Genomic DNA, 18,850 nt, shown 5'->3' with positions numbered 1-18,850 from the left:
ACGGCGCCCGCCGCTTGCGTCCCCGTTCGCAATTTGTAATCCGTAGCCTGTAATTTTCACACCGATGCCGAAACTCACCACGCACACACTTCGCAAACTCAAGGGCAAACAACCCATCGTCGCCGTCACTGCCTACGACGCGATCACGGCGCGCTACGCCAGCGAAGCCGGGGTGGACATCATCCTCATCGGCGACTCCGTGGGCAACACCATGCTCGGCTTTGAAACCACGGTGCCGGTGACGCTCGACATGATGTGCCATCACGCCGCCGCCGTCACACGCGCGCGCCCCGAGGCGCTCGTCGCCGTCGACCTCCCCTTCGCCGAGGCGCACTACGGGCACGACCGCCTGCTCGCCTCATGCCAGCGCCTCATGCAGGAAACCGGGGTCGATGCCATAAAAATCGAAGGCGGCGCCGAGCTCGCCCCCGCCGTCGCGCGCATCATCGCGGCCGGCATTCCCGTGTGGGGTCACATCGGCCTCAAACCGCAGCAAGTCCTCGCGCTTGGCCGCTACAAGAAATTCGGCTCCACCCCCGAAGAAACCGAATCGCTCATCGCCGACGCGCGCGCGCTCGAAAAAGCGGGCGCGTTCGCGCTCCTTCTCGAACTCACCGACCACGAAGCCGCGCGCAAAATCACCGAGGCCGTCGGCATCCCCATCATCGGAATCGGAGCCGGGCCGCACTGCGACGGGCAAGTCCTCGTCGCGCCCGATCTCCTCGGGCTCACGCCCGGCTATGTGCCCTCGTTCGCGCATAAATTCGCCGACGCCGCCGCGCAATACCGCCAGGGTTTCGCCGACTACGCCGCCGCCGTCCGCGGGAAAAAATTCCCGCAATAAACATCCCGGGCGGCACCTTTTTGTTGCCGTTTCCATTTCCGCGTCCTGAACTCACGTTTTCACTTTTCTCAATCCGCACGCCGCCCCATCCCACACGATGTCCTCCACCTACCAAGTCATAGCCCGCAAGTGGCGCCCGCAGACATTCGACGATGTCGTCGGGCAGGACCATGTCGTGCGAACCCTCAAAAACGCCATCGCGCGCAATCGCATCGCGCACGCCTACCTCTTTGTCGGCCCCCGCGGCACGGGCAAGACATCCACCGCGCGCATCTTCGCCAAGGCCCTCAACTGCACCGACGGCCCGAAGGCCGACTTTGATCCCAACGATCCCGCGTGCAAATCCATCGCCGACGGCTCGCACCTCGATGTCATTGAAATCGACGGCGCCTCAAACAACGGCGTGGACCAGGTCCGCGATCTTCGCGAAACCGTGCAATACGCGCCCGCGCAGGGAAAATTCAAAATCTACATCATCGACGAGGTGCACATGCTCTCGACCGCCGCGTTCAACGCGCTGCTCAAAACCCTCGAGGAGCCGCCGCCGCACGTCAAATTTGTCTTTGCCACCACCGACCCGCAAAAAGTTCTCCCCACCATCGTCTCCCGCTGCCAGCGCTTCGACCTGAAGCCCATCCCGAACGACCTCATCATCCAGCGTCTCAAACAAATCGGCGACGAGGAAAAAATCAAAGCCTCCGACGCCGCCTACGAATGCATCGCCCGCATGGCCGACGGCGGCATGCGCGACGCGCAATCCATCTTCGACCAGATGATTTCCTTTTGCGGCAACGACATCGAGGAATCGGATGTGCTCGACGTTTACGGCCTCGTCTCGGGCGAAAAAATCGCCGCGCTCGCCGCCGCGCTCGCCGCCGGCGACCACCAAAAACTCATCGCCATCATCGACGAGTGCGACCATCAGGGCCGCGACCTCGTGCGCCTCCTCAGCGACCTGCAAGCCGTCGTCCGCAACGCCCTCATCGACGCCATCGCCAAAGGCGGTTACAGCGAGCAACTCGGCGGCGTCAAAATGACCACCGAGCAAATCACCCGCCTCCTCGACGGACTCCGCGAGGGCGAGGGCGCGGTCAAGCTCGGCCTCGCTGAAAAAATCAATTTCGAAGTCACCCTCCTCAAGGCGATCGAGGCGAGCCGCGCGCGCGCAATCGATTCGCTCATCAAGGAACTCACCGCGCTCGCGGGGAAAAGCCCCGCCCCGGAAACGCCCGCCTCAAGCGCGGCCGATTCCAACAGCGAAAAAAAAAAGACCTGATTGAGACGCTTGAGTCGCGCCTCGCCGTCGCGCTCGCGGATTACAACGAAAAGGCGCGCCGCGACCGCGAAAAAAGCGCCGCCATGCCATTCATCGCCGGCAACCTCGGGGGCGGCACCCTTGCAAACAAAGTCGCAAACCAAATCGAGGAAACCCGCGCCGCGTCCGAACTCGCCGACGCCGAGGACGCCGCGCCGCCCTACGCGCAGGAAAACACCGGCGATTATGCGACCACGACCGACGCCGGCAATTATGACGACGACGCCCCGCCGTGGCTCGACACCGCGGCCGAGCAAGCCTACCTCGCCGATCAAGCAGCCGCCGCATCCGCGATGTCCTCCGCAAACTCCGGCGAAGACCCTGATGAGCAGGACGCATCCGGACTTCCCTCGCTCGACAGCCTCAAGGCGCGCATCCCCGCCGAAACACTCGAGGTGTTAGAGACACTCTTCCGCGCCAAGTTCACCACCGTGCGCAAAATCCCCAAGAAACTGCTCAAGTAATGCCCCGGGTGCACTCGTGTTTTATTTCCGCATTGCGGCACGGGGCGGATTTGTCAGCATTTCAAATTCTTTTCCCATGAGAACCCTCGCCAAAACACTCTCCCTTGTTGCCGCGCTGTGCGTGCTCGCAGCCACCGCAACCGCGCTTTCCGCGCAAGACATCGCCCTTCCCTCCCCGCAAAAAAACGGCGGCATGCCGCTCATGGACGCGCTCGCGAAGCGCTCCACCTCGCGCAGCTTCGATTCCAAGCGCGAGCTTTCGCGGCAACAACTTTCCAACCTCCTCTGGGCCGCATGGGGCCTCAACCGCGCCGACGGCAAACGCACCGCGCCCTCGGCAAACAACAAGCAGGAAATCGACATCTACGTGCTCCTCAAGCAGGGCGCTTATCGCTACGACGCCAAGGCCCACGCTCTCGTGGCCGTCGCCGCAGGCAAGGACATCCGCGAACTCGGCGGCACGCAATCCTTCGTCAAGGACGCGCCCGTCACACTGGTGCTCGTCGCCAACCTCTCGAAACTCTCTCAAAAAACCGAGGCCGCAAAACGCGAGGTCGCCGCGGTCAACGCCGGTTTCATCGCCCAAAACATCTACCTTCATTGCGCCTCCGAAGGCCTTGCCACCGGAACGCGCATGAACATCGACCGCGAAAAACTCGGCCCCGCGATTTCGCTTAAAAACACGCAATGGGCCGTCATCGCCAACTCCGTCGGCTACGCAAAAAAATAGTCCCCCAACAAACAATTCACCTGTCATTTCCATGAAAAAAGCCTCCGTAAAATCCACCTCCAAAACCCCGTCCGCCGCATCCGCGACGGATGCCTCAAACGCCTCGCCCAAGGTAAAGTTCTTCAGCGGCGAGCACATCCCGCTCGAACTGCACAAGGTGCGCGTCGTGCAAAAGCTCCACCTCGTGCCCGTCGAGCGCCGCCTCGCCGCCATGCAGGAGGCCGGCTTCAACACCTTCCAGCTCGGCACCAAGGACGTCTTCCTCGACATGCTCACCGACTCCGGCGTGAACGCCATGAGCGACAACCAGATCGCCGCCATGATGCAGGCCGACGACGCCTACGCCGGCTCGCAAAGCTTCGCCCGCCTCCAGTCCGCCGTCGAGGAGGTGTTCGGCAAAAAATACCTCCTCCCCGCGCACCAGGGCCGCGCCTGCGAAAACATTCTCGCGCAACATTTCGTGAAACCCAACAGCGTCATCCCGATGAACTACCACTTCACGACGACGCTCGCGCACATCACGCGCAACGGCGGGCGCATCGTGGAAATCCTCAGCGACGACGCGCTCAAAATCAAAAGCACGAACCCGTTCAAGGGAAACATCGACATCGCCAAGCTCGAGGCGTCCATCGCCACGCACGGCGCGGGCAACATCCCCTTCATCCGCATGGAGGCCTCGACCAATCTCATCGGCGGCCAGCCCTTCTCAATCGCCAACATGCGCGCCGTGCGCGCCATCGCGAAGAAGCACGGCATCCTGCTCGTGCTCGACGCGAGCCTCATCGGTGAGAACGCCTATTTCGTCAAGCAGCGCGAGGCGGAGTTCAAGAACGCCAGCGTCGCAAAAATCCTCCTCACAATGTGCGACCTCGCCGACATCGTTTATTTCTCGGCGCGCAAAGTCAGCTCGTCGCGCGGCGGCGGCATCTGCTCGAACAACAAGGAAATCATCGACCAGATGAAAAACCTCGTCGTGCTCTTCGAGGGCTTCCTCACCTACGGCGGCATCTCCGTGCGCGAAATCGAGTCGATGGCCGTCGGCCTGCGCGAGACGACCGACGAGACCGTCATGTCGCAAAGCCCGCTCTTCATCGAGTATCTCGTGGGCCGCCTTGAGAAACTCGGCATCCCCGTGGTCACGCCCGCCGGCGGCTTGGGCTGCCACGTCGATGCGATGGGCTTCCTGCCGCACATCCCGCAAAAGGATTATCCCGCCGGCGCGCTCGCCACCGCGTTCTACATCGCCTCCGGCGTGCGCGGCATGGAGCGAGGCACGATGTCCAGCGTGCGCGACGTGCACGGCCACGACATCCTCGCCGACGCCGAGCTACTGCGCCTCGCGATGCCGCGCCGCGTCTTCACGCTCTCGCAAGTGAAGTATGTCGAGGACCGCCTCGCCTGGCTTTACAAGAACCGCAACCTGATCGGCGGAATCCATTTCGTTGAGGAGCCGACGGTGCTGCGCTTCTTCAACGGACGCCTCGCAGCCAACAGCGACTGGCCGCAAAAACTCGCCGCCAAGTTCCGCCAGGATTTCGGCGACAGCTTGTAAGCCGCCGCAGTCGCAGGCTTCGCCCTGCCTTAAAAATGCGCCGAAAAAGCTACTCCGCGTAAAACTTATACACGCATTCCTGCGTGTAGGTTTCTCCGGGGCGCAGCACGGTGGAGGGGAAATTTTTCTGGTTCGGGCTGTCGGGGAAATGTTGCGTTTCAAAACAAAACGCGGTGCGCGCATCATACGTTTTGCCACCCTTGCCCTTGAGCGAGGCGTTCAGAAAATTGCCGCCGTAGAATTGCATGCCGGGCTCGGTCGTGCGCACTTCGAGCACGCGGCCGCTTTTGGGCTCGGTGATTTTGGCCGCGAATTGAAGGCCGCCGCCTGATTTGTTCAGCACCCAGTTGTGATCGTAACCGGCGCCGTTTTTGAGCTGCTCAAAGTCGTCGTCGACACGCGCGCCGATGACGGTCGGCTGGCGAAAATCCATCGGCGTGCCGGAGACCGAAGCAATCTCCCCCGTGGGAATCAACGCACTGCTCACGGGAGTATAGTTGTCGGCGTTGATTGTGAGGATGTGGTCGTTGACGCTGCCGTTGCCCGCGCCGTGCAAGTTGAAGAACGAGTGATGCGTGAGGTTGATGACCGTGGGTTTGTCGGTGGTGGCGCGATAGCTGATTTTGAGTTCGTTGTCGTCCGTGAGCGCGTAGGTCATCGTCACGTCGAGATTGCCGGGGAAGCCCTGGTCGCCGTCTTTCGAGAGCAGGCGAAATTCAACCGTGGCCGGATTGACCTGCCGCGCATCCCATACGATGGACTGAAACCCGCCCGGCCCACCATGGAGGGCGTTGGGGGCGTTATTGATCGGGATGGCGTATTCGACGCCGTCGAGTGTGAATTTACCGTTGGCAATGCGGTTGCCGAAACGGCCGATGGCCGCGCCGAAATACGGCTCCTTCGAGTCGATGTAATCCTGCACGCTTTCGTAGCCGAGGACAATGTCCTCCATGTTGCCGCCGCGATCGGGCGCGAGCCACGACACAATGCGCGCACCGTAATTCGTGGCGCATATTTCGACGCCCCTGTTGTTGCGCATGACAAACAGGTCCGCCTGTTTGCCGCCGATTTGTTTTTGAAAGTTGGAGCGTTGCAATGCTGGCATGGAAGGGATGGGAAGGGTTGAGGGAATGGTGGAAGGATGGAAGGAATAAGGGCGGATTCGGGCGGTTGGGCCAGTCGCAAAACACCACCGACGGCGGCATGATCGTGTTTTTGATGGCGTCACGGCAATAGTGTTTGCGCCAAACACACGCAAAAAGCGCGCGCGCCGGACATTTTTGGATGCGCAAGGGGCGCGAAGGCGCACGGAGCGCGGACGCGCGCGGAGCGGTGATTGACAACATCCGTCAGTATATACAACGTAACCATATGAACACGATGACCGCGAAAGTTTTCAAGTCCGGCAACTCGCAAGCCGTGCGCCTGCCAAAGGGATGCCGGTTCAAGGGCAAGACGGTGCGGCTGGTGCAGGACGGCTCGACCATCACGCTGGTTGATCCGGCCGATCTCGCCCGCCGCCGCCGCATCGCCCGCGAACTGTGGGGCTCCTGCCCGCAATTTCCCGATGTGCGATGATTTATCTTCCGGACACAAACACGCTGTCGCGATTCATGCGCGCAAAGGACGCGGGCTTGCGCGACAAATTGCTGGAGCACGTGGGCAGTTGCCGCCTGTCGTCCATCGTCCTTGCGGAGCTTGAATACGGCGCGGCGAAACGCGCGGATTTGCCGCAAATCGCCATGCGTGTGGAGATGCTCTCCAAAATGCTCAGGCTGGCCGCCTTTGATGCGGAAGCCGCATGGCACACGGGACGCGTGCGCGCCTATCTGGAAATGCTTAAGCCAAACGCGCAGCCCATCGGTCCCTATGACACGCAAATCGCAGGTCACGCGCTCGCGCTCGGCGCCACAGTCGTCACGCATAACACAAATGAGTTCAGGCGCATTCCCGGCCTCGCCGTGGAGGATTGGCAGGGCGAGACGTGACGGGCATCTTGTATAAGCCCGTGTGACTTCAATCTCTTTCTCATCGCCTTTAACCTTCATTGGGCAAATAAGACTGAACAAAAAAATGTGGCCATTTACCTCAAAACCCAAAGAGAAATCGCCCGAGTATTATAAGCGCAGATGGAGGGAACTTTGCAAGTTGCTCGTCCCCCCATCCGGCGAAGCCAATACTTGGCAGGGAGAGGTTTTGCGCATTGCCGGAAATGCAGAAGATGAGGCTAATCGGAATGGTTTTATAAATTGGGATGAAGAGGATGACCGAGACATGGATCTTTTTATTGAAAAACTATGCGGCGATTCGACCTTTATCGCCTCAGTTCAAGAGAGAATTCGGGCATTTGGGGAAAAGGTTAAGATTGCAGGGAAAGATATCGAGGCGCCTTCGCCAGAAGCCACAGAGTGGCGCTTCCTATTTTCTCGTGCTATTGATTGGTGTGAAGCACACCCGAAACCGTTATTGATGCGCGAAAACGAAGACTACATCGGACACGATTAAAACTGAATAGAACTTAAGAGCTAGGAGCGAGGTTTGTCGCCATCGAAGATTTTTTGCGCTCAGTTTTTCATCCCTTCGGCCTTTTTCACTTTGCGGCGGGCGAGTTCGCGCATGTCGACGGCGACGTCGTCTTTTTCGAAAATCTCGTGGCCAAGGATGTGTTCCATGATGTCCTCCATCGTCACGACGCCGGCGGTGGAGCCGAACTCATCGACGACGACGAGAAGTTGCTGGTGGACTTTGAGGATGGTTTGAAGGGCGCTGGAGGCGGTGACGGTTTCGGGGACAAAGTGCGCCTCCTGCATGAGGCGTCCGACGAGTTCGCTGTCCTGGTCGGCGGCCTTGGCCTTGAGGAGATCGCGGCGACGGATGATGCCGACGATGTCGTCGATGTTTTTGTCGTAAACGGGCATGCGGCCGAAAGGGATGTTGGAGCGGGTCTTGAAGACTTCGCCGACAGTGGCGTCGCGGGGAAGCATGGCAACGACGGTGCGCGGAGTCATGATTTCGCCGACGCGCACTTCGTCGAGCGAAAGGGTGTTGGCGATGATGTCGGACTCGTGATGGGTGATCGCGCCCTGTTGCGCGCCACGCTCGGCGAGGAGGATGATCTCGTCGTCCGACGTTCTGCTGGGCGCGGGTTTTTTGATAAAGAGCCGGAGGACAAGGTTGCAGAAATAGGTGACGGGGCGCAGCACGCGGCAGAGCGTGAGCAGCGGATAAACCATGACCGGCTGGAGTTTTACGCGATGAATAACGCCGATATTTTTGGGAATGACCTCGGAAAAGATGAGGATGCAGATGGTGAGGAGGACGGAGACGACGCCGACGACGGTGCTGTTGAAGAGGTGCGCGGCGAGACCGCCCACGATGACGGAGCCGAGGGTGTTGGCGATGGTGTTGAGGGAGAGGATTGCGGAGATGGTTTCGTCGGAGTTTTTGAGCTTCTCAAGGGTTTCGCCGTGGCGGGGGCTTTTGGCCTTGAGCGCCTCGATTTCGATGACGTTGGTGCTGAGAATCATCGCCTCAAGCATGGAGCAGCAAAATGAGATGCCGATGGTGAGAACGATGGCGGTTATAAACCAGATCATGCGGGCAACTGAAACAACCTTGGTGTGCCGCGCCAAGATCGTTTCGGCGCGCCGCGGGTTTATGTCCTTAATATCCGGGTTCAACTTGGGTGCGACCGGACGGGTCATTTGACTTGTTTGATAGATTGTCGTTTTGTCCTTTCAAAACAATGAATCCCGCAACCAACGACGTTTCCAATGTGCTTGAGGCCGCGCCTCTTTTCGCCAACGCGCCCGGGGCGTTGGGCGCGACGGGGAACACGGGGAACGGCGAGTTTTTGCCCGCCGCGCTGGAAACCGAAATCCGCAGGATTTACGGACGCAGCCCGCTTTACGGGCGGCGGTTCGCGCTGGGCGGGGAGCCGTTGTCGTGGGCGTGGTATCGGGACGTGCCGGCGCTTTCCAAGCAGGAGATCGTGGAGCGCGGGCATGAGGCTTTTTTCGAGGACTACCGGGTGATTGAGCGGGGTTTGCAGGAGAAAAAATTTGAATACGAATCAACCTCCGGCACGACCGCCGGGCCGATGACGGTGATCATGGAGGACGGCTGGTGGAACGAGCAGACGCGGCGCGCGTATCGGGCGCATCCGTTGCTCGCGCCGTTTGCCGACGCGCCGCATCGCAAGTGCGTGCTGGCGCCGGTTGGATGCTCGTCGAATCTGTGCCCGTATGAGGATCATCCGTTTCCGAACCGGTATTTCGACGGCACGGTTTACCTGAATCTTTCGAGCGATCCGTTTGTGTTTCCCGAGGCGGAATGGGACCGGATCGTCACGGAATTGCAGGCGGTGAAACCCGACATCATCGAGGGCGAGCCGATTTATTTGTCGCTGCTGGCGCGCGCGGTGAAAAAACGCCAGGTCTCGGTGCCGAGCGTGAAGGTCGTCATCCTCACCTACGGCAAGGCGAGCCTGCAGCACAGCCGTCGCGTCGCGGAGGCGTTTCCCGCGCCGCAGGTCGATCTCTACGGCTCGACGGAGGCGGGTTATATTTTTGTCGGCACGGCGTTCAAGGACGACTCGCGCGTGATCGACGAAAACGCCTTCGTGGAGCTGGCGCCGTATCGCGGCGCGCCGGATGTTTTTCAGATTTACGTGACGACGCGCGGGCGCGAGGCGATGCCGCTGTTGCGCTACCACACGGGCGACATCGTGCGGCGTTGCGCGCGCGGCCACCGGCTGCTGGGGCGCGAGGGCGGGCTGTATTTCCGCGAAAGCGACGGCGCGATCATTTCGCCGACGGAAATCGACGCGGTCATACCGGCGGATTTCGCGTGCTGGCACTACAGCCTCGTGCAAACGGGCGACGCGCGCTGGGATTTCCACTACGTGGCGGACGGTCACGCCCCGAACGGCCTCGACGCGGCGCTCGCGGCGGCGCTGGGCGGCGGCGCTCGTGTGAACTTGTTCCGCCGCCGCACGATCACGCCCGCCGCAAGCGGCAAATTCGCCCTGCTGAAACCCCTGGCGAGGTAGGAAAATTTCCAAAACGCAAGATTGACCACGGTGGGCGGGTGGTCGTTATTCTCGCGCGTCCCGGCTTTTATTTGCAACGACTCGACAACACACACATGGATGCGCGCAACACACCTGAAATCATAATCCATGGCATCGCCGCGTCACCAGGCATCGCCCACGGGCAGATACTCCTCCATATCCAAAGCGACCTGGAACTGCCGGAATACCAAATAAGCCCCGAACAGCGCGCGGAGGAGATGGAGCGCTTCGAAAAGGCGCTGGTCGCCACGCGCCAGCAAATCCAGCAAATCAGGAACGAAGTCGAAAAAAACCTGGGAACGGACGAGGCGCGCATATTCGACGCGCACCTGCTCGTGCTCGAGGACGTGGCCCTGATCGGCGAAACCGAGCGCGAGTTCGAGACGAGCTCGAAAAACATCGAGTGGTGCTTCAACAACGTCGTGCAGCGCTACATCAAGGCGTTTTCGGAAATCGACGACGAATACCTGGGCGAACGCGCGGGCGACATACGCGACGTGGCGCAGCGCGTCCTGCAAAACCTGCTCGGCCGCGCCCAGCAAACCCTGAACAATTTTCCCGGCAACCGAGTCGTGGTGGCCAACGACGTTTCGCCGTCGGACGCCGTCGGCATGGATCGCGACAAAGTCCTCGCCATCGTCACCGACTCGGGCAGCCGCACGAGCCACGCGGTGATCGTGGCCCGCACGATGCGCGTGCCGGCCGTCGTGGCCACGCGCGACCTGACCAAGCGCATCGTCGAGGGCGACTTCGTGCTGGTCGACGGCTACGAGGGCACCGTCATCATCAACCCCTCCGACGAAACGCTGCATCGCTACGGAAAAATCCAAGTCGCGCGAAAAAGCGTGGAGCAACGCATGCTCGACGCGGTCAACCTCCCGTCGGTCACGCAAGACGGCGTGGAAGTGATCCTCCGCGCCAACATCGAGGGCATCAACAGCACCGAGCTGGACATGGCGCGCCGCTATTCCGCGCAAGGCGTCGGACTTTACCGCACGGAATTCCTGTATATGCAGGAATCGCGCATGCCCACCGAGGAGGAGCAATACCGCGCATACAAGGCCGTGGTCGAAAACATGGCCGGCGAGATTGTGACCATCCGCACGCTCGACCTCGGCGGCGACAAGCTGATGAACGGGAAGTCGGGCCTGTTTCCGATGGAGGCGAATCCCTTCCTCGGGATGCGCGCCATCCGCTTCTGCCTCGAGCACAAGGAGATTTTCAAGAACCAGCTGCGCGCGATCCTGCGGGCGAGCGCGCACGGCAGGGTGCTGCTCATGTATCCCATGATCAGCGGCACGGGAGAGCTAGACGACGCGAACAAGCTGCTCGACGAATGCCGCGCGGAGCTGCGGGAAAAGGGAGTCGCCTTCGATGAAAAAATGCCCGTCGGCACGATGATCGAAGTTCCGAGCGCGGCGACCACAGCGGACATACTCGCGCCCAAGGCGGACTTTTTCAGCATCGGCACGAACGACCTGATTCAATACCTGCTCGCGATCGACCGCAGCAACGAGCGCATCGCGCACCTCTACAAGCCCGCGCATCCATCGATGCTGCGAATGCTGCGCTACGTGGTCGAACAGGCGCACAAGGCGAAAATCAAGGTGAGCGTGTGCGGCGAGATGGCCGGCGACCCCCTTTACGTGCCGCTCCTGCTCGGCATCGGCGTGGACGAGTTGAGCATGGCCTCGTCGCTGATCCCGGCGGTGAAATACCTTGTGCGCGCGATGAAAATGTCGGACGCGAAAAAACTCGTCCACGAAGCGTCGAAAATGGACAACGCCGCCAAAATCACCGCGCTCTGCAACGCCTTTTACAACGCGCGCATGGCGGAGGCGTGACGGGGCCGCGCCCCGCATGAGCGGAGGATTCCGCCGCCCGAACGGCATCCCGCGCCCGGACACACATCCCCCGCGCCCGCGCCCGACTTGGCGCGTCAACTACGCGGTTGTGTTATGCGAATGTTTTCAAACAATACCGGCTTCTCACGCCATTTGTTTCGCACCGCAAAGTAAACCTTCGAGCACTTTTTGTCATGCCAGAGAACATCACCGTCACCGACACCAAGCAACTGCACCACGCGATCAACCTGCGCCTTTCGCTCCTCGGCTGCCCGCCCGTCGATGAGGCCGACATCGCCATGACCGATCTCGCCGCGCCGATCGTCGCGCGCTTCCGCGAAACCACGCGGCAGATTTCCGACCCGCTTTCCCCGGTCGACCATCGCATCCAGGCGTGGCTCGACTCGTATCTTTCCGATGTCGGCGGCGTTCCCAAGCTGCCCAACCGCACCTTCATCCTCGACCAGCCCGGCCTCGCCCGCACGCTTTCACTGCCGGCGGATGGCGACGAGTTCGCCTCGTCGCTCGTCAAAAGCTATCGCGTTCGCCAGGGCGTGCTCCACAACCCGGCCAACGACCGCCGCACCACGAAGGGCGTGTTCCACGTCGCCGAGGGCGGCCTGCCCATACCCGACGACAAACTCGCCGTGCCGAAAAACGTCTTTGGCAAAATGCTCGCGCTCGCCTTCCAACCCCCGCGCGAACTCATGCGCCTGCCCTTCACCGCGAACCGCGTGCGCGAAGCCGAGTGTTTTGTCTCGCTGCACCTGCGCCCGCTCGTGTGCCCCGCCGTGCACGGCTTCATAGACGAAAAACGCATGGAAATGCGTTTCTTCGCGCCCGGCTCGCTCGTCAGCAACCTCGATTTTGTCGAGGGCATTTTCGGCAACGCCGGCGACCCCTACCTTCCCGAAAACGACGCCGGGCTCGATATCGACCACTGGATCGGCCACACCGGCTGCGTCATCCTCGCGCCACACCTCATGCAGGTCCAGAAACACGCCGCCGGACTGCCGCACTACGACCTCGCCACCGAGCGCCAGCGCCGCGACGGCATGTGCTGGAAGGATGAAAAGGAACTCTACAACAACGGCTCCGCGTTCAAGCTCACCGCGCGCAACCACAAGGGCGTGATGGTCACCATCATCGCCGACAACTATTACGGCTACTGCAAGAAGGAGGTCAAAACGCAGATCAGTTTCTCCTCCAACCTCTACGGCCTCACCGAGGAGGAGCACGCCGGCGGCGCGCTCGTGTTCCCCAGCTACGACCTCGGCGACGGATTCGCGTCCTACACCGACGAGCACGCGCAAAACGTGGCCGACGTCATCGCAAAATTTCCGGGCCGCTTCGAACTCCAGCCCGAGGGCCACGCGTTCGATCTCGAGCACCCGGAAATCATCATCATCCCCGAAGTCACCACCTTCGACCTGCGCGCGGGCACGATATCCTGGATCGCAGCCGACGGCGAACTGCGCGCCATCAAGCTGCTCGCCGGAAAAATCTACATGCGCCCCAGTGGCTACCGCGTCCACATGGAGCAAATCACCGGCACCGGCGAGCGCTCGGCATGGCGGCTCGTGGGCACCGTCGCCGAGGGCATGCTCTGCCACAAACCCAGCACGGTTTCAGGCGGCGGAAAATCGGAAATTTCCAAGTCCATCTCCTACGCGATTCTGCCCGGGCATGTTTTTGTCGCCGATTTCGACCGCGACTTCGACCAGGTCTCCACATTGCTCAAGCACGACTACTCGCAACGCTTTCGCGACCCCGAGCGCCGCGGCAAGGACACGCGCCCCGTCCTCAGCTCGCACCGCTCGCTCGGCTCCGTCATCAAACTCCTCACGCCCTCGCGCCGCGACTACACCGACGAATACAACAACTGGCTCCGCACGATTCCGCAGCACATCAAGCAGCTCATCTTCGTCCTCAAACGCTACTACAAACCCGAGTGGAGCGACAAATGGCTCAGCCATTTCTCGGTGGACACGATCAACGGCATGCCCGGCTACGAGCTCAAGCTCGACGGCCATAAAATCGTGACCAACAACATGCGCGTCGGCTTCGAGGAGGACGGCTCGTGGCGCGTGTTCGGCCTGCGCAACGACTTCCACCCCGTCGCAAAAGTGCAGGTGGAGGACGACATCACCGCGTCCGTCGTCGCGCCCGCCTCCGCAATCAAGGACCTGCCCGAGCAATGCGCCGGCGCCACCTCGGTGAAATTTGTCAAAAACTGCGAGGCCCTCCTCTTCCAGCGCCCCGACGACGCCATCCATCGCGGCTACGACCGCCAGGCCGAGGCCGACATCGCCTCGCCCGGCACCTTCCTCTCCAACTACGAGCCGCTCATGCAATCCGACGCGCGCAAGCTCCTGGAGGACGCCATCGGATTCCGCGCCTACACCAAACCCATGCGCGACATCATCCGCGGCGCGATCGCTTCAAACACGCCCGCGTATTTCGTGTCGTCCGCGCACCCGCGCGTCATCGACGGCAAACCCTCGAAAAACCCGCGCTACCTGCAAGTGCGCCCCGACATCCTGCATCCGCTCGACACCGCGCTCGCCGACCTCGCCGCGCGCCTGCACCGCCGCCTCACCTCCCACGCGCCGCTGCCGACGCCCGTCAACATCCTCGTGCCCGGCCGCCGCAACAATCCCCCCGACGGCAAAATCCGACCGCTCGCGGTTTACAATCCCATTCACCACATGGAACTGCCCGAGCTCTTCATGGAGTTCATCAGCTCCATGACCGGCAAGTCGCCTTCGACCACCGGCGCCGGCTCCGAGGGCGCGCTCACCAAGGGTCCGTTCAACGCGCTGCGCCCGATCGTCGACCTGAACGCGTCGCTCATCTCGCTCATCCTCACCGGGCACGACGTGTTCCTTTCCGCCGCCGGCTACGTCGGCCCGAAGGCGCGCGTCGATCACGACATATCGATGCTTGTGCCCGAGGTGTTTTCGCGCATGTCGCTCGCCGAGCGCAGCGCCAAGGCGCTCATTGCCGACGGCTGCCTGGAAAAAGTGCGCGACATGGAGCACAACGGCAAACCCGTGCTCTCAAGCCGGCTCGGCTACCGCATCACCACGCGCTTCGTGCGCATCTATTTCGGGCGCGTGTTCAACCATCCGCACTCCGTCTTCACCGACGAAATGCTCCATCCCGAGCAGCAGGACATGGACATCTTTGCCGATGGCATGGACAACATCTGCGTCACCCACAAGCGCGTTGCCGACAGCTATTTCGCCGACGGCGGAATCGACCTCGCCGTCCCTCCGCTCAAGGCGCTCCTGCACATCATGGCGCACGGCCACTACGAGGGCAAGGGGCTCGACGCGCCGGAAATTCGCGAACTCTTCACAAAAGAGCACATGCTCGAAAGCGACTGGTATGCCGAGCGCCTCACCTCGAAACAACGCTACGAGGTCGCGCTCTGGCGCCGCCACGTCGCCTACCTCGAAGCGTATCTCGAACGCCCCAACACAAAGGATGTGATCGACGACCTCGACATCAAGGGCCGCCTCGCCCACGCGCTGAAACGCCTGGACCACGTCTATTCGCCCGCGTATCTGGAAAGCATCAAATACACCATCGGCGTGCAACCGATCGCGGAAGCGTAAAGGCTCGCCTCAAGATTTCGCGGGGTAAAAAGCCCTATTCCGGAAACCAGCCGCGCGCGACGGCTTGTTTGCCAAGGGCGGTGTTTGGACAGCGAATCACCAGCGCCCGATAAAACCGGTTGGCCTCCCCCGGATCGCGTTTTTTGATCCAGCCGCCGGCGGTGTTGAGCATGCGCGCGGTCTCGTCGGAGTCATTCGGCATGAGCGACGCAGCCCACCACCCGAGATCCGCCGCGCGATATCGATAGTGAAAACGCTTCCGCGGAACCGCGTGCGCTTCGACACGCTTGAGCTCATCCTCGGTCGGCGCGCCAAGGCCGCCCCCGCGTCGCAACTTATCCCGTCGCGCCCCGGCGATCGGACTCCACTCGAAATTGCCGCCCCAAATGGAATAGTCCGGCGCCAGTTCCGTGCCGAGCAACGCCATGCCATTTTCGCGCAGGCTCGCCGCCGCGTTCCAAAATGCCTTTGCGCGCTCGCCGGGCGCGAGCTCCCCGTTAAAACCGGCGCGCACATCATCCACATAAGCGGCATGGATTTGCCGCAACTTTTCGGGAAAATATTCCCTCGCATCCTCCGGCTTGTTCGCCCGCGCCAGTCGCCGCGCGAGCAGGTGGCGAAGTTCGTTGCGCAGAGCTTTCTCATCCTGCTCCTCGCGCTCTTCGGCAACCGGGAAAAATTGCCGCTCATCTGTTCCGGTTTGTTGAGGACAATGCTCATCCACGAACGCCATCAACTCGTCGAGCGCGAGCACGCGCTCGGCGATGTAGGCGCAGTCCTGCCAGTGCCCGCCGCGCAAAAACGCATCAAGCGCCCCGGCATATTTGCCCGCGCCCATGCGAACGCGCCCCAAATCCGCCCATGCGACCGGGCGCGCCCCGCCGACAAGCCCGGGACTGGACGTGACTTTTTCGAGAAGCCCTCCGGCACGCACTGCGTCGCCCGAGCGCAACGCGAGCTTGGCGCGTATCCAGTTTGCGGGCACGGAGGAATCGGAGGCGCTCTTGAGCCATTGCGCGGCAAGATCGAAACGACCGGCCTGATAGGCGAGCCACGCGAGGCGGTCGGTGTCGGGCACGTCGCGAAGTTCCGCCTCGTCCAAAATCCCCGCCCAGATGCGGGATTGGCGGTCCAGTTTTTTTCCGGCCTCATAATCGAACCACGGGAAAAGGCCAAAACGGGCGAGCAGATAAAGTGTCAGCACGCGGCGGGATTTTTCGTCCCGCGCGAGCTGCCGAAGGTGCCTGGCGCCATCCTCGGAATCCGCGGATTCAAATGCGTCGCGGGCGACGGCGCGCAGGGAAAGCACGGCGCCGCGGTGATCCCCCGCGGCGTGCTGCCGCAGGTAAAGGTGAATGGCCTCGGTGCTGTAACCGTTGAAGAAATGCGCGCGCGCCTCCCAGCCGAGACTCGCTTGAGCGAGATCCGAAATATCGTCGAATCCGGCTTCGGCGGCATCGCGGGTTTGTTGGAACCACTTCACGCCGTGGAGCATTTCGTGCATGGCCTCCACGGACATCGACTGGCGCTCGGGAAGGCCTTCCCCTTGCGCGTCGGGCACGCGAAGACGGCCAAGCATGTAGGCGGCGTTGACCGTGTAGTGGCGGCGTTCTTCAGCGGGAAGCGCGAGCAGTGTTTTCCAACATTTGTCCGCGGTTCCATGATCGCCTTTCCAATATGCGAAAGCTCCGTTCAAATAGAGGGCAAACTCCGCGGGCATGTCGCCGGGGAACACCGGCGGGCTGGCCCAGTCCTCCGCAAAAATGGTCGCGCGCGCGGACTCCAGCCTGCCGGCCAGCGCGTCGACGCGCTCTTGCGCATAACCGCGCCTGGCAAGCTCCATGCGGAGAACGCCGGTTTCGGTGAGCTCGTTTTCGCGCTTGGCCTTGTTGGCCGCAATGACAAGGGCGGCGCCCGAATCGGCGGCGGCGGCGTCTTTTTTACGCGGCGCGATTTTCTCAATCTCCGCGGCAAAATACCCCTCGGGCGCCGACAGCAGGCTCACGCTGCCCTCGGCGAGATAAGCGTTTGGAAAGTCGGGGCCGCAGGCGCGAGCGTGCGGAATGAGGAAGCAGGCGGCGGCAATAACGACGGCCCGCATGCGATGGTGTTGCTCAAGGAATCGTGGCATTGATGGAAATATTGGTGATTGGTTTTTTGTCGGGAGAATCGAAGCGAACCCAGCCAATGACACGACTGTGCCCGGGGGCGATTTCTGTCGACGCAAGCGATCTCATGCCGACGAGCGCGCGGGGATCGTCGCGGTCATAATAAAAACTATATCCGCCAAGCCCGTCCCGCGACTCCAGACTGGCATCGCCGCTCCATGTGATTTTCACCCGCTGCGGAAGCGGCTCGGTCGTGTGCCCGCGATTGATGATGACGATTTCCGCAAGACCGGGTTTGGCGCGATGGATTTCAACTGCGAGATGCGAGATTATCTCCCCGCCTTCAATGACAGCGGAAAATGTTTTCCCGGTCCATGCGAGCCGGTCGTTTTCGGCGGGCAGTCGAAACCAGATGATGCCGGTGGCGCGGGGCAGTTTTTCCGCGGCGAGTGTTTGCGCGAGCGCCTGCATCGCGCGGGGATCGGAACGCACGGTGCGCAGTTGCGCGCCCGGCGGCCAGTCGCGAGGGGTTTCCGCGGCGAGCCCGATGAAGCGGCCCTTGTCATCAAACCCGAGCGTGTAGCCGTAGGTGGGCAGCGCGACGCGAAAGCGGGTGCCTGCGCGCGCCGCGAGCCCGTCGGCGCCACGGCACCAGTGCAGGGCCGCGCCAGGCTCGCAGAGCGTGAATGTGTCGTCGATTGCGCGGGGTTTGTCGAGGGAGTGAACTTGCAGCACAAAGCCGTCGGCCGCGCGCGCGAGGTCGACAAACTCCCGCTCATGCTGGAGCCAGCAGGGCAATGCGGTGAAGGTAAGCGGAGTTTCACCCGCGGCGGTTTTGAGCGCGGCGAGCCAACCGCGGTAAAGGCCGAGTTTCGACTCGGGGCAATCGAAGTCGATTTGAAGCTCGGACGGCGCGAGTCCGGCGTTGCGCGCGGATTCGAGTAGCGCGGAGGCCTCGGCGACAATTTGGGGCAGGGCGTCCGCGAATTGTTTTTCCGAGCCTCGCGTGCCAATGCGGAGCGCGAGGCCGACTGGTTTTCCAAGCGCGGCGAGCCCGGCGTAATCAAAACGGGGACGAACAATTTTCGGGGACGCCTTATCCCACGAGATTTCCGAGGCCAGAACACAGTAGCCGTTGAGATGGCCGCTTGACGCGCGGATCGCGTCATCGACTTGGGCCGTCGGCTTGCGCTGCCAGATGTAGGCATCGTGTGTCCACGCCGCCCCGGCCGCGGCGCGGGCGCATGCTGCAAGCAAAAGCAAAACGATAATACGGCGAAGTTTGTCCATGTGCGGTTGAGG

15 protein-coding genes are annotated in these 18,850 nt (G+C 61.8%); 11 read left to right on the top strand and 4 right to left on the bottom strand.

Annotated elements, in window-relative coordinates; all coding sequences use genetic code 11:
* The first annotated feature begins 64 nt into the window (after window positions 1-64).
* The 5 genes from panB (at window position 65) to M2447_RS10390 (ending at window position 4,905) form a co-directional block, all read left to right on the top strand.
* Window positions 65-844, top strand: coding sequence for a 3-methyl-2-oxobutanoate hydroxymethyltransferase (gene panB, locus M2447_RS10410; RefSeq protein WP_108824180.1), 780 nt, complete (start codon window positions 65-67; stop codon window positions 842-844).
* A gap of 97 nt (window positions 845-941) precedes the next feature.
* Window positions 942-2,120 (top strand): DNA polymerase III subunit gamma/tau, encoded by a 1,179-nt coding sequence (dnaX, locus tag M2447_RS10405; RefSeq protein ID WP_277558561.1) that lies wholly within the window; start codon window positions 942-944, stop codon window positions 2,118-2,120.
* 83 nt (window positions 2,121-2,203) lie between these two features.
* Complete coding sequence (locus M2447_RS10400; RefSeq protein ID WP_277558560.1) at window positions 2,204-2,623, top strand: hypothetical protein; 420 nt, start codon at window positions 2,204-2,206, stop codon at window positions 2,621-2,623.
* A gap of 76 nt (window positions 2,624-2,699) precedes the next feature.
* A complete protein-coding gene (locus tag M2447_RS10395) occupies window positions 2,700-3,353 on the top strand; it encodes a SagB/ThcOx family dehydrogenase (protein ID WP_277558559.1) in 654 nt (217 codons plus the stop codon).
* Window positions 3,354-3,384: 31 nt separating this feature from the next.
* Window positions 3,385-4,905, top strand: a complete 1,521-nt coding sequence (locus tag M2447_RS10390) for a tryptophanase (RefSeq protein ID WP_277558558.1) — start codon at window positions 3,385-3,387, stop codon at window positions 4,903-4,905.
* Window positions 4,906-4,954: 49 nt separating this feature from the next.
* Here the strand turns inward: M2447_RS10390 and M2447_RS10385 are convergent, their stop codons facing one another.
* A complete protein-coding gene (locus M2447_RS10385) occupies window positions 4,955-6,010 on the bottom strand; it encodes an aldose epimerase family protein (protein WP_277558557.1) in 1,056 nt (351 codons plus the stop codon).
* 266 nt (window positions 6,011-6,276) lie between these two features.
* Between M2447_RS10385 and M2447_RS10380 the strand changes: the two genes are divergently transcribed.
* From M2447_RS10380 to M2447_RS10370, 3 genes are read left to right on the top strand one after another with little or no spacing between them, the layout of a single operon-like run.
* A complete protein-coding gene (locus M2447_RS10380) occupies window positions 6,277-6,483 on the top strand; it encodes an AbrB/MazE/SpoVT family DNA-binding domain-containing protein (RefSeq protein WP_277558556.1) in 207 nt (68 codons plus the stop codon).
* A complete protein-coding gene (locus M2447_RS10375) occupies window positions 6,480-6,893 on the top strand; it encodes a type II toxin-antitoxin system VapC family toxin (protein WP_277558555.1) in 414 nt (137 codons plus the stop codon). The genes M2447_RS10380 and M2447_RS10375 overlap by 4 nt, the downstream gene beginning before the upstream one ends.
* Before the next feature lie 22 nt (window positions 6,894-6,915).
* Complete coding sequence (locus M2447_RS10370) at window positions 6,916-7,410, top strand: hypothetical protein (protein WP_277558554.1); 495 nt, start codon at window positions 6,916-6,918, stop codon at window positions 7,408-7,410.
* Window positions 7,411-7,469: 59 nt separating this feature from the next.
* Here M2447_RS10370 and M2447_RS10365 read toward each other — a convergent pair whose 3' ends face one another.
* Window positions 7,470-8,501 (bottom strand): hemolysin family protein, encoded by a 1,032-nt coding sequence (locus tag M2447_RS10365; protein WP_277558553.1) that lies wholly within the window; start codon window positions 8,499-8,501, stop codon window positions 7,470-7,472.
* 149 nt (window positions 8,502-8,650) lie between these two features.
* Between M2447_RS10365 and M2447_RS10360 the strand changes: the two genes are divergently transcribed.
* The 3 genes from M2447_RS10360 (at window position 8,651) to M2447_RS10350 (ending at window position 15,440) form a co-directional block, all read left to right on the top strand.
* Window positions 8,651-9,955 carry a CoF synthetase gene (locus M2447_RS10360; RefSeq protein WP_277558552.1) on the top strand — a complete coding sequence of 435 codons (1,305 nt, stop codon included), beginning with the start codon at window positions 8,651-8,653 and terminating at the stop codon, window positions 9,953-9,955.
* Window positions 9,956-10,026: 71 nt separating this feature from the next.
* Window positions 10,027-11,820 (top strand): phosphoenolpyruvate--protein phosphotransferase, encoded by a 1,794-nt coding sequence (gene ptsP, locus M2447_RS10355; protein ID WP_277558551.1) that lies wholly within the window; start codon window positions 10,027-10,029, stop codon window positions 11,818-11,820.
* A 194-nt stretch (window positions 11,821-12,014) separates the two neighbouring features.
* A complete protein-coding gene (locus M2447_RS10350; protein WP_277558550.1) occupies window positions 12,015-15,440 on the top strand; it encodes a hypothetical protein in 3,426 nt (1,141 codons plus the stop codon).
* Between the two features lie 34 nt (window positions 15,441-15,474).
* On the opposite strand, the gene M2447_RS10345 is transcribed toward M2447_RS10350, so the two are convergent.
* Together M2447_RS10345 and M2447_RS10340 are read right to left on the bottom strand one after the other, a co-directional pair.
* A complete protein-coding gene (locus M2447_RS10345) occupies window positions 15,475-17,571 on the bottom strand; it encodes a hypothetical protein (RefSeq protein WP_277558549.1) in 2,097 nt (698 codons plus the stop codon).
* Window positions 17,555-18,838 carry a DUF3142 domain-containing protein gene (locus M2447_RS10340; protein WP_277558547.1) on the bottom strand — a complete coding sequence of 428 codons (1,284 nt, stop codon included), beginning with the start codon at window positions 18,836-18,838 and terminating at the stop codon, window positions 17,555-17,557. Before M2447_RS10340 ends, M2447_RS10345 begins: the two co-directional genes overlap by 17 nt.
* Window positions 18,839-18,850: the final 12 nt, after the last annotated feature.

The organism is Ereboglobus sp. PH5-10, from assembly GCF_029504735.1.
Taxonomy (GTDB): Bacteria; Verrucomicrobiota; Verrucomicrobiia; order Opitutales; family Opitutaceae; genus Ereboglobus.
This window is presented reverse-complemented; position numbering and strand designations above follow the sequence as displayed.